The 11,474-nt window shown below is 70.4% G+C and carries 11 protein-coding genes; 2 read left to right on the top strand and 9 right to left on the bottom strand.

What is annotated here, in order from left to right:
* Nucleotides 1–85: 85 nt before the first annotated feature.
* Complete coding sequence (locus FVQ89_RS03565; RefSeq protein WP_255513400.1) at nucleotides 86–1,096, top strand: LacI family DNA-binding transcriptional regulator; 1,011 nt, start codon at nucleotides 86–88, stop codon at nucleotides 1,094–1,096.
* On the opposite strand, the gene FVQ89_RS03560 is transcribed toward FVQ89_RS03565, so the two are convergent.
* From FVQ89_RS03560 to FVQ89_RS03545, 4 genes are read right to left on the bottom strand one after another with little or no spacing between them, the layout of a single operon-like run.
* The gene (locus FVQ89_RS03560; protein WP_147900528.1) at nucleotides 1,093–1,557 is read right to left on the bottom strand and encodes a hypothetical protein; all 465 of its coding nucleotides are present in this window, start codon (nucleotides 1,555–1,557) and stop codon (nucleotides 1,093–1,095) included. The two genes, FVQ89_RS03565 and FVQ89_RS03560, sit on opposite strands and share 4 nt — an antisense overlap.
* Before the next feature lie 34 nt (nucleotides 1,558–1,591).
* The gene (locus tag FVQ89_RS03555; protein WP_147900527.1) at nucleotides 1,592–2,437 is read right to left on the bottom strand and encodes a transglutaminase family protein; all 846 of its coding nucleotides are present in this window, start codon (nucleotides 2,435–2,437) and stop codon (nucleotides 1,592–1,594) included.
* Nucleotides 2,434–3,363, bottom strand: coding sequence for an alpha-E domain-containing protein (locus FVQ89_RS03550; RefSeq protein WP_147900526.1), 930 nt, complete (start codon nucleotides 3,361–3,363; stop codon nucleotides 2,434–2,436). The genes FVQ89_RS03555 and FVQ89_RS03550 overlap by 4 nt, the downstream gene beginning before the upstream one ends.
* The gene (locus FVQ89_RS03545) at nucleotides 3,357–5,063 is read right to left on the bottom strand and encodes a circularly permuted type 2 ATP-grasp protein (RefSeq protein ID WP_147900525.1); all 1,707 of its coding nucleotides are present in this window, start codon (nucleotides 5,061–5,063) and stop codon (nucleotides 3,357–3,359) included. The genes FVQ89_RS03550 and FVQ89_RS03545 overlap by 7 nt, the downstream gene beginning before the upstream one ends.
* 317 nt (nucleotides 5,064–5,380) lie before the next feature.
* Between FVQ89_RS03545 and FVQ89_RS03540 the strand changes: the two genes are divergently transcribed.
* Nucleotides 5,381–6,490 carry a hemin ABC transporter substrate-binding protein gene (locus FVQ89_RS03540; RefSeq protein WP_147900524.1) on the top strand — a complete coding sequence of 370 codons (1,110 nt, stop codon included), beginning with the start codon at nucleotides 5,381–5,383 and terminating at the stop codon, nucleotides 6,488–6,490.
* 9 nt (nucleotides 6,491–6,499) lie between these two features.
* Here the strand turns inward: FVQ89_RS03540 and FVQ89_RS03535 are convergent, their stop codons facing one another.
* From FVQ89_RS03535 to ddaH, 5 genes are all read right to left on the bottom strand, one after another.
* Nucleotides 6,500–7,390: an aldo/keto reductase gene (locus FVQ89_RS03535; protein WP_187264881.1), complete on the bottom strand. Its 891-nt coding sequence runs from the start codon at nucleotides 7,388–7,390 to the stop codon at nucleotides 6,500–6,502.
* Nucleotides 7,391–7,431: 41 nt separating this feature from the next.
* The gene (locus FVQ89_RS03530; protein WP_147900522.1) at nucleotides 7,432–8,043 is read right to left on the bottom strand and encodes a GDSL-type esterase/lipase family protein; all 612 of its coding nucleotides are present in this window, start codon (nucleotides 8,041–8,043) and stop codon (nucleotides 7,432–7,434) included.
* Nucleotides 8,044–8,071: 28 nt separating this feature from the next.
* Nucleotides 8,072–9,190, bottom strand: a complete 1,119-nt coding sequence (locus tag FVQ89_RS03525; protein ID WP_147900521.1) for an acyl-CoA dehydrogenase family protein — start codon at nucleotides 9,188–9,190, stop codon at nucleotides 8,072–8,074.
* A gap of 133 nt (nucleotides 9,191–9,323) precedes the next feature.
* Nucleotides 9,324–10,553: an ornithine--oxo-acid transaminase gene (gene rocD, locus FVQ89_RS03520; protein ID WP_147900520.1), complete on the bottom strand. Its 1,230-nt coding sequence runs from the start codon at nucleotides 10,551–10,553 to the stop codon at nucleotides 9,324–9,326.
* Entirely contained in the window at nucleotides 10,550–11,398 is an 849-nt protein-coding gene (gene ddaH, locus FVQ89_RS03515; protein WP_147900519.1) for a dimethylargininase, read from the bottom strand. The genes rocD and ddaH overlap by 4 nt, the downstream gene beginning before the upstream one ends.
* Between the last annotated feature and the right edge of the window lie 76 nt (nucleotides 11,399–11,474).

Genomic DNA, 11,474 nt, shown 5'->3' with positions numbered 1-11,474 from the left:
CCTGGCGAGAAAGCGCTTTCTCGACGCGGCAAGTATGCCCGCCCGCCGCGGCCCAGGTCAAACCGGCGGCGGCTAGGGTGGCGCTGTGACGCACGCTTTCCGCCGAGCCGGGTTCCCCACCATCGCGGACGTCGCCGAGCACGCGGAGGTCTCGCCCGCGACCGTGTCCCGGGTGATGAACGGGCGCTTCGCCGGCGAGGAATCCGTCGCGGATCGGGTGCGCGCCTCGGCGACGGCCCTCGGCTACCGCCCCAGCCACCTCGCCCGCAGTCTCGCCCTCGGACGCACCGGCGCCATCGCACTCGTCGTCCCCGACCTCGGGAATCCCGCGTTCCAGGCGGTGCTCGCGGGCCTCACCCGCGCGGCCGCGAGCGACGGCTACCGGGTACTCGTCGCCGACTCGACCGAGTCGCCCGGCGACGAGCCCGACCTCGCCTCCGAAGTGCGCCACCGCTGCGACGCCCTGGTGCTGTGCGCGCCACGCATGCCCGACGACCGGCTCGCGGCGCTCGACGCCGAGCTGTCACCGCTCGTGCTCGTCAACCGCGAGCGGGCGGGCGTTCCCTCGGTCGGGATCGACTACGCGGGCGGCATCGCCCAGCTCGCCGAGCACCTCATCGGCCTCGGCCACGAGCACCTCGCCTACGTCGCGGGGCCCGAGGCATCCGTCTCCGATCGCCACCGCCGTCGCGGCCTCGACCGCGTGCGCGAGAGCAACCCGGGCGTCAGCATCCACGAGCTGCCGGGTGGGGCCACCACCGACGACGGACGCCGAGCGGCGGACAACGTGCGGCAGACCGGGGCCACCGCAGTACTCGCCTTCAACGACCTCGTCGCGATCGGGCTGATCGACGGCCTCAGCGCGTTGGGGGTGCGAGTTCCCGACGACGTGTCTGTCACGGGCTTCGACGACGTGCCCTTCGCCCGGTACACCGCGCCCGCGCTCACGACCGCGGCTGTGCCCCACGAACGACTCGGAGCGGACGCGTGGGACCGGATGCGCGCCCTGCTGCGCGGCGAAGCGCCCGCTCCCGACGAACTGCTCCCGGCATCCGTCGTGGTGCGCGCATCGAGCGGCCCGCGCCTACGCGCCTAGGGCTCCCGGAACGCGGCGGCGATGGCGGCGGCCTCGGCCGAGGCGCGACGGTCGACCACGATGGTCGCCGGCGCTCCGACGAGGAAGGCCAGCAGCGCTCCGCCGAGCACGGTCAGCACGGACGTACGCGCATCAGGCAGGTCGTGCAGGAGCGCGAGCGGTGTGCAGCTGACGAGCAGAGCGAGCACCAGCACAGCAAGTACAGCCGGGATGCGCTGCGCTGATGTCCACCGGCGCATGACCGGCACGAACACGAGCGCGGGGACCAAGCCGAAGAACCCCCCGAGCAGGAGGACCGCCACCGTCACGAGCGCGACGGGCGGCTCGAATCCGATGACGATGTAGTCGTACGCGAAATACCAGGGACCCGCGGTCAGCCACCACCAGGTCACTGCCGTTGCCTGTGCGAGCGCAGAACCCACCGCGACGCCTGCTACTGCAGCACCCGGAGAGATCCTCACAGACTGAACAGTAGCGGCTCGCAGCTCGGGCGCTCTACGCCTCGCGCGTGATCTCGACCGTCACGAACAGGCGCGACCGCGACGGGCCCGCGTACACGCCGCGCAGAGGGGCGACGTCGTTATAGTCGCGGCCGCGGCCCACGATCACGTGGCGGTCGCCGATGTCGATGAGGTTCGTCGGATCGAAGCCGTGCCAACGTCCGCAGTACCACTCCACCCACGCGTGCGACTCGCCCGCGACCGTCACGCCGACATCGGCATCCGGCTGCGGGTGCAAGTAACCCGAGACGTAGCGCGCGGCGATGCCCACGGAACGCAGGGCGCCGATCGCGAGGTGCGTGATGTCCTGGCACACGCCCTTGCGGTGCTCCCACGCCTCACGCGCCGTCGTGTAGACCCCGGTGACACCCGGCATGTACTCGATCTGCTCGCCGATCGCGGTGCAGATCGCGAGCGCCGCATCGCACGGGGTCTCGTGCTGCGCGACGATCTCCGTCGCGAGATCCACGACCTCCTGCGGCGGGCGGGTGAGGTTCGTCTGGGTCAGCTGCTCGACGTATTCGGTGGCGCGCGCCGTCCCGACGTTCAGCTCCTCCCATCCGAGGCGACCGTCGAGGGCGTCGCGCGCACGCACCTCGACGAGGCTCGTCGCCGTGAGGCTCAGCTCGTCGTGCGGGGTCAGGATCTCGAAGCTCGAGACGCGCGTGCCCCAGTAGTCCACGTAGCTGTGGGTGCTCGACATCGGTGAGATCTCAAGGTTCGAATACAGCACGAGCTGGCCGTCGCCCGTGACGGGCAGCATGCGCGCCTCGTTGTACGACGCCGTCGCAGAACCCTCGTAGTGGAAGCCTGTGACGTGGCGGATGCGCAGCCGGTTCATGTGCTCTCCCCCGCCCAGCTCGGCGCGGCGTTCGTCGGGAAGTACCGCTGCCGGATCACTTCGGAGGCGGCGCTGGTGGCCGCCTGCACCTGATCCATGTGGCGCGGAAGGTCTTCGATGATGTCGGCGATCGCGCGGTACTCGAGCTCGGAGCGGATCTGGCCGAGCAGCCGGAGCGCATGATCCGAAACCCCCACCCGGTCGCTTCGAGGTGCGATCTCGCGGAGGCACTGCTCGGATCGAGTCACCGAGAAGAGGATGCTGCGGGGGAAGAGCCGGTCGAGCAGAAGGAACTCGGCGGCGTTGCGCGCGCTCGGCATGCCGCGGTAGGTGCGCAGGTACGCCTCGTACGCCCCCACCGAGCGGAGGATGGTCGTCCAGCTCGGGCCGGACGCCTCGGTGAGCGACCGGGTGGCGAGCAGCCGGGCGGTCATGTCGGCGCGTTCGAGGGAGCGCCCGAGTGTGAAGAAGCTCCAGGCCTCATCGCGGCTCGCGGACGACTCGATGATGCCGACGGCGAGGGCGGCCCGCTCGCGCACCCAGCCGAAGAACTCGTGCACCTTGTCGGATGCGATCTTGCGCGGCATCCGGCTGCGGGTGGTGTTCAGCACCTCCCACAGCTCGGTCGAGACGACCTCGCGCGCGCGGCGGGCGTTCTCGCGTGCGGCGGCGAGAGAGTAGGCGATGGATGCCGGCTGGTTGCGGTCGACGGCGAGGATCGAGAGCACGTCGGCGCGTTCGAGTTCCTCGTCGGGGCCGACCTCCACGCCCATGACCGACAGCAGCGAGCGGCAGGCGAGGTTTTCTTCGATCCAGGGGTCTTCGAGCAGCAGCTGCAGGTGCACGTCGAGGATGCGCGCGGTGCCGTCGCTGCGCTCGATGTACCGCCCGATCCAGAACAGGCTCTCCGCGATCCGACTCAGCATTCTGCTGTGCCTTCCTCGCCGTAGACATGGCTATGGCTCGTGGGATACCCGCGCGGCGGTGTCTCTGGGTCCGTAGCCATGTCTATGGCACCCACCGACTGCTGCTGTTGCTGCTGCTGGTCTTGACGGACGGTGTCCTGGGGGTTGTGGTCCTGCAGGTGCGGCTCCACGATGATCGGGATCGCCTGGGTCACCGCCGCCTGCTCCGCCACGAGGCCCTGGATGTTGTGATCGTGCGAGACGAGCGGCGCCGAACCCACGACCCAGGTGTCCTTCGAGCCGCCACCCTGCGAGCTGTTCACCACGAGCTGCCCCTCCGGCAGCGCCACGCGCGTGAGCCCGCCGGGCAGCACCCAGATGTCGGATCCGTCGTTCACCGCGAACGGTCGCAGGTCCGCGTGCCGAGGCCGCAACCCGTCGTCGACGAGCGTCGGGATCGTCGACAGCTGCACCACCGGCTGCGCGATCCAGCCACGCGGATCACGACGCAGCCGCGCCCGCAGATCGTCCAGCTGCGTCTTCGACGCATCCGGCCCGACCACGAGGCCCTTGCCGCCCGAGCCATCCACCGGCTTGATCACCAGCTCGTCGAGCCGATCGAGCACTTCCTCGAGCGCGCCCGGCTCCTCCAGCCGCCACGTCTGCACGTTCGGCAGGATCGCATCCTCACCCAGGTAGTACCGGATCAGGTCGGGCAGATAGGTGTACACGAGCTTGTCGTCGGCGACGCCGTTGCCGACCGCGTTCGCGATCGTCACGTTCCCGAGACGCGCCGCGAGCATGAGACCCGGAGACCCGAGCATCGAATCCGCCCGGAACTGCAGCGGATCGAGGAACTCGTCGTCGACGCGGCGGTAGATGACATCCACGCGGGTCGGCCCCGCGGTCGTGCGCATGAAGACCCGACCGCCGGAGCAGTACAGGTCGCGCCCCTCCACGAGTTCGACACCCATGAGGCGCGCGAGCAGTGTGTGCTCGAAGTAGGCCGAGTTGTAGACGCCGGGCGTGAGCACCACGACCGTCGGATCCTCGATGCCGTCCGGGGCCGCCGCACGCAGCGCCCCCAGCAGCCGCTGAGGATAGTCGCCCACGGGTCGCACCCGCATGGAGACGAACAGCTCCGGCAGAGTCTGCGCCATCACGCGTCGGTTAGAGATCACGTACGAGACGCCGCTCGGCACGCGCACGTTGTCTTCGAGGACGCGCCACCCGCCCTGCTCGTCACGGATGAGGTCGATGCCCGACACCTGGATCCGCACGCCGTTCGCCGGCTCGATCCCGGCGGCCTCGCGGTGGAAGTGGCTCGACGAGCTGATGAGGCTCGCCGGGATGACCCCGTCGAGAACCGCTCGCTGCGTGCCGTAGACATCCGAGAGGAAGGCCTCGAGCGCCTTCACCCGCTGCTTGACGCCCGCCTCGACCCTCGACCACTCGGCCTGCTCGATGACCCTCGGCACCGCGTCGAGGGGGAAGGGTCGCTCCTCACCCGCGAAGTCGAAAGTGACGCCCTGCGCCAGGTAGGAGTTGGCGAGCGACTCGGTGCGGCCGCGCAGCTCCTCCTGCGTCATTCGGGCGAGCGCGGCGTGGATGTCGCGATACGCGGCGCGGGTTGTGGCCGGGCCCGCGAACATCTCGTCCCACGGGGAAGCGCCCCGCCGGCGTGTGGCGACGGCGCCATAGCCTTCGAAAAGGTCGCCCATGACATGAGCCTACGTTGACGATGTTGCGCCGTTGTTTCGCGTGCAGGGCGATTCGGACCGCGGCTCCGGAATGCTGCTGAACATCCCGAACGCAGAAGAACGGCCCGCCGAGGAGGGGCCGGGGCGGGCCGTTGAAGGAGCGAGAACCGCTCCGGGGGGATCTCCCGCGGCGGCGACCACCACAGCGCCGCCGCGGGAACGAGACTCATGCTAGGAACGCTGCCTGGACGTCCGCCTCACGCGTGCTGGGAAATCGACAAGTCGGGTCGATTCTCACGCTCAGGTTAGGCTCACCTCATCTCGCCTAGAGTTGTCGCGTGATCCGAGCCGCCCGACCCGCCATCGCGGGCCTCGCGGCTCTGGCAGGCCTCGCGATCCTCGCCGGATGCGCGGCCCCCTCCGGCACGTCCGACTCCGGATCGCCCGAGCCGACCGGCGACCGAACGCCGCTCACCGAGCTCGAGCTGTACCCGGATCCGAAGGCGGCGGAGGGCCCGTCCACGGCGGTCGTCGCGGCTGACGCGATCGAGCCGATCGCCACCGATCCCGCGCAGACGCTCCCCGCGACGATCGTCTCGCACGACCCCGACGGCGAGCGCGAGGTGCAAGTCACCGACACGTCCCGGATCATCGCCCTCGACATCGCCGGGTCGCTCGCGGCGACCGTGTGGGGCCTCGGGCTCGGGGATTCGCTCGTCGGCCGCGACATGTCGACGCAGTTCCCTGGCGTCGAGGACCTCCCGATCGTCACCTCCGGTGCCCACTCGGTGAGCGCCGAGAGCGTGCTCGCGCTTCGTCCGACGCTCATCATCACGGACGGCACGGTCGGTCCGCGCGACGTGCTCGAGCAGCTGCGCAGCTCGGGGGTGACCGTCGTGTTCCTCGACAACGAGGCGAGCTTCGAGGGGGCGTCGACGCTCGCGCGCGACGTCGGCGCGGCGCTCGGGGTACCGGAAGCGGGTGCCGCCCTCGGCGACCGGATCGCGGCCGAGGTCGCCGACACCGTCGCGCAGATCACCGAGATCGCGCCGACCGATCCCGCCGACAAGCTGCGCGTGATGTTCCTCTACCTGCGCGGATCCTCGGGCATCTACTACCTCTTCGGTCAGGAGTCGGGTGCCGACCACCTCATCGAGGCCCTCGGCGCGCGGGATGTCGCGTCCGAGCTCGGCTGGGAGGGCTCGCGCCCGATGACCGACGAAGCGATGATCGAGGCGGATCCCGACCTCATCCTCGTGATGACCGACGGGCTCAGCTCCGCGGGAGGGGTCGACGGCCTGCTCGCCGCGAAGCCCGCGATCGCTCTCACCACGGCAGGCCAGCACCGCCGCTTCGTCGACATGGCGGATGCCGAGATACTCAGCTTCGGCCCGCGCTCCGCTCTCGTGCTCGACGCCCTCGCGCGCGCCGTGTACGCGAAGCCCTGAGGGCCGACGTCAGTCGGTCGGCGACTCCGGCGGCTCGCCGAGGGCATCCAGTGCGGCCCAGAACTCCACGTCGATGACCGCATCGGCGTGCGCGCCGAGCTCGTCGAGGCGCTGGACCGAGTTGATCCCGACCACCGTCGTGTGGATCCGCGGATCGCGCATCGAGAAGTGCAGCGCCGCCGTCGCGGGGTCGACCCCCCACTCGGCGCAGAGGGCCCGGTACGCGTCGATGTGCGCGAGGAACTCGGGGCTCGGCTGGGCGTAACCGTAGGTCTGGCCGCGGAAGTTCCCACCCGCGAGGATGCCCGCGCCGAACGGTGCCGCGTTGAAGACGGTCATGCCGCGCTCGGTCGCGAGGTCGATGAGGGTGTTCGCCGAACGGTCGACCACCGTGTATCGGTTGTGGGTGAGCACGACGTCGAAGACGTCGGTACGCACGTACTCCTCCATGAGCGCGAGCGTGCCCGCGGCGACGCCGATCGCGCCGATCCGCCCTTCCTCCCGCAGCCGCAGCAGCACATCGACCGCACCACCCGGGGCCATCGCCTGCGACACCGAGATCGAGTACGGATCGTGCAGCTGGTAGAGCGGCAGCGTCTCGAGGCCGAGGCGGGAGGTCGACTCCTCGAAGGAGCGCCGCATCCGGTCGCCCGTGAACGCGCCGGTCACCGGGTCCTGGTCGCCCTTCGAGAAGACCACGTGGTCATCGGGAAGGCCGCCGAGTTCGCGGATGGCGACGCCGAGCGTCCGCTCGCTCTCACCATCGGAATAGTTGTTCGAGGTGTCCGCCTGCCGGAACCGCGACGTGAGAATCGCCTTGGCGAGACCGAGATCGGCTCCGGGGCGCTTGCCCAACCCGGAGGTACCTACGGTGATCGGCTGCAGTGGGAGATCGAACATGACACCCATCCTGCCGGGTGTGGCGCCCGAGGCACAGCCGGTCAGCGGTCGATCGAACCCTCCGCGGCCTCCCACGCCTCGGCGATCAGCTCGGATCCGAGGGGCGTGGGGTGCACCCCGTCCGCCGCGATCGCCTCCGGCCCGTGGTGGGCGGCGGCGTTCGTGAGGATGCGGTGCAGCGGCACGAACGCCGCCTGGAACGCACTCGCGAGGGCGGCGACCGCGTCGCGTTTGCCCTCCAGATCACCCAGCCATTCGTGCTGTTCGTCGCGGACCGGTGTGAGGAACGGCTCGACGAGCACGAGGCGGGGAGCGGATCCGGCGACAGCCTCCTCGAGCATCCCGCGGTAGACCGCCTCGAAGTGCTCGGCCTCGGTCACGACTCCATGATCGAAGCGGCGCCAGGTGTCGTTGATCCCGACGTAGACGGACAAGGTGGACGGCGCGAGCGCGAGCACGTCGGTCTCCCACCGGTCGCGGAGGTCGCCGATGCGATCACCCGAGATGCCACGGTTGACGATCTCGCGCTGATCGCCGCGCTGCGCGAACGACTCCGCGACGCGCCGCACGTACCCGTCGCCCAGCCCCTCGGGGTCGGTGCGACGACCCGCGTCGGTGATCGAGTCGCCGATGAAGAGGAGCGGTCCGGTCATGGGGTCAGATTAGCCGGACGGAGGGGACTCAGATCGGCCCGAAGAGGTTCGTGGCGACCGTCGCGTGCACCGACTCGGTGTCGGAGGGGTGGTAGATGCCTGCCAGCACATCGCGCTGCAGCCGCACGAGTTCGCTCGAGGAGCGATAACCGCCTCCGCCGGCCAGGCGCATCGCCTGATCGACGACGTAGCGCGCGGTCTCGGTGGAGCGGTGCTTCACGCCCGTGAGGTCGCGGAACCAACGCGCGCCGCGATCCGCGAGGCCGTCGACGTCGGCCGCGATCGTCTCGAGCTGCGGGGCGAGGGCGTCGAGCGCGAGAGCGGCGTCGGCGGCACGCCACCGGATGTCGGGATCCGCGGCATAGGCTGCCCCGCCGTTCTTGAGGCTCGTGCGTTTCTGCGACGCCTCGACCGCGAGCTCGAGTGCGCGGTCGGCGATGCCCGCGTAGACGGCGGCGATGAGGGTCAGGAAGTTGGCGAACAGGGCGAAGATGAACGGGTCGGCGTTGGGGCCCACCGGAAGGAAGCGCACGATGCGGTCGTCCGGGATGACCGCGTGGTCGAGCTTCGTGGTGCGAGACTGCGTGGCGCGCATCCCGAGGGTGTCCCAGTCGTCGAGGGTGGTGACCCCGGCGTCGTCGCGAGTGAGGATGCCATGCACGAGCCGAGGGCCGTCAGGCCCGTCGGTCTGCTTGCCGAACACGATCAGGCGCGTCCATGCGGGCGCGAGCGAGGTGAAGATCTTCGTGCCGGTGAAGGCGTAACCGGCGACGGGGGTCTCCGCGCGTTCGGCGACGGTGAGCGAGTCCCACATGACCAGGTCGTTGCCGGGCTCGCTGTTGCCGAAGGCGAAGAGCTCGCCGGCCTCCGCATCCGCGAGCACCCACGCGAGGGAGTCGTCGCCGCGGTCGGCGAGCGTGCGCGCGATGCCGACCACCACGAGGTGCATGTTGACCGCGAGCGCCGTCGCGGGTGCGTAGGCGGCGAGCAGCCGCTGATCGCGGACGCTCTCGAGGAGGCTCCGCGGACGCAGGTACCCCGCCTCACGGAGCTCGGCGAGATCCTCGTCGAAGAAGGCGTTGTCGCGGTCGTAGGCGGCGGCGCGCGAGCGGATGCGCTCGAGCAGCTCAGGGGTCAGCACAGACACGCTCCCACGCTACGCCGCGCGCCCCCGCCGCGCCGGGCTCTCATCCCCGTGAGAGTACGCACTTCTGCGTACCCCGACGCGTGAGAGTACGCACAAGTGCGTACTCTCACGGGGTCGAGGGCGGGGGCGGGGGCTAGGCGGATGCCAGCTCGGCGAGCACCGCCTCCAGCTGGTCGACGGCCCAGTCGAGCTCCTCGGGCTCCACCACGATCGGCGGGGCGAGGCGGATGGTCGACCCGTGGGTGTCCTTCGCGAGCACGCCTCGTTCGGCGAGCCGCTCCGCGACCTCACGTCCGGTCGCGAGCGCGGGGTCGATGTCGACCCCCGCCCAGAGCCCCGCCGACCGCACCTCGACGACACCGCGGCCCACGAGCGCGTCGAGCCGCTGCCGCATCCGGGCGCCGAGCGCCGCCGCGCGCCGCTGGTAGTCGCCCGACTCCAGCAGGCCGACGACCGCGAGCCCCACCGCGGCGGCGAGCGGGTTGCCGCCGAAGGTCGACCCGTGCTCCCCCGGACGCAGCACCCCGAGCACGGATGCGTCGCCTACGACCGCACTGACCGGCACGATCCCGCCGCCGAGCGCCTTGCCGAGCAGGTAGAGGTCCGGGATCACGCCGACGTTCTCGCAATGGAACGTCGCGCCCGTGCGTCCGAGGCCGGACTGGATCTCGTCGGCGATGAAGAGCACGTTCCTCTCGCGCGTGATGCGGCGCACCGCCGCCAGGTACCCGTCGGGCGGGATCACGATGCCCGCCTCGCCCTGGATGGGCTCGATGAGCACGGCGACGGTGTCGTCGTCGACCGCGGCGGCGAGCGCATCCGCGTCTCCGTAGGGCACCGAGACGAATCCGGGCGTATAGGGGCCGAAGTCGGCGCGCGCGTCCGGATCGTCCGAGAAGCTCACGATGGTGGTGGTGCGGCCGTGGAAGTTGCCGTTCGCGACGACGATCGTGGCGCGATCGTGTTCGACCCCCTTCACGCGGTAGCCCCACGCGCGGGCGACCTTGATCGCCGACTCCACGGCCTCGGCCCCCGTGTTCATCGGGAGCACCATCTCTTTGCCGGCGAGCCGCGCGAGCCCCTCGAGGAAGGGTCCGAGGCGATCGTTGTGGAACGCCCGGCTCGTGAGGGTCAGGCGGTCGAGCTGGGCCTTGGCCGCGTCGACGAGCACCGGATGCCCGTGCCCGAAGTTGAGCGCGGAGTAGGCGGCGAGGCAGTCGAGGTACCTCTTGCCTTCGACGTCGGTCACCCAGGCGCCGAACGCCTCAGCCACCACGATCGGCAGCGGGTGGTAGTTGTGCGCGCCGAACTCGTCGGCCTGCGCAAGGTAGCGCGCGGTCTCGGAGGCGGCGCCGGCACTCATCGCCGCAACTCCAGCGTGCAGCACTTCACGCCCCCACCGCCGAGCAGCAGCTCCGACAGGTCGACGCCGTGCGGCACGAAGCCGCGCTCGCGCAGCTGGCGCTCGAAGTCGGTCGCCCGCGACGCGATCACCACATTGCGGCCGTCGCTGAAGCTGTTGAGACCGAGCACGGCGGCATCCGCGTCGTTCACGTGGATCGCCTCCGGGAAGCGCTGCTCGAGGATCGCGCGGCTCGCGTCGTCGAATGCCTTCGGCAGGTAGGCGACGGATGCCGGCCCGCCCGCGGAGTCGAGCACGGCGAACGCGGTGTCGAGGTGGTAGAACGCGGGGTCGACGAGGCGGAGCGTCACGACCTCGCGGTCGTAGATGCGACGCAGCTCGTCGTGGCTCGCGGCGTCGGAGCGGAATCCGGTGCCCGCGAAGATCGTCTCGCCGACGAGCAGGAAGTCGCCCTCTCCCTCGTTGGTCGAGACCGGCTGGCGCACCTCGAAACCGTTCGCGGCGAACCAGTCCATGTAGGCGGGCCCTTCGGGGCCGCGCTCGGGGAACTGGAAGCGCGCACCATAGGCGATGCCGTCGAGCACGAACCCGCCGTTCGCGGCGTAGACCATGTCGGGCAGGCCGTCGATCGGATCGACGAGCTGCACGTCGATGCCGAGCTCGAGGTAGAGGCGGTAGAGCGCCTCCCACTGCTCGAGCGCGGTGCCGGTGTCGGTGGGCTGATCGGGATGCATCCACGGGTTGATCCGGTAGGCCACGGTGAAGAACTCGGGGCGGCACATGAGGACGGTCCGAGCGGTCGCGCGGCGATCCTCGGTGCGCGGAGTGGGGTCGGCGAGGGTCATCCGTTCAGTCTCGCACGCACACTTCTCGCAGCAATCGCCGCAGGCTGCGGGAATCCTGCGCGAATAGGTGCTCTGA

Source organism: Homoserinibacter sp. GY 40078 (assembly GCF_008017545.1).
In the GTDB taxonomy this organism is placed as follows: Bacteria; Actinomycetota; Actinomycetes; order Actinomycetales; family Microbacteriaceae; genus Homoserinibacter.
This window is presented reverse-complemented; position numbering and strand designations above follow the sequence as displayed.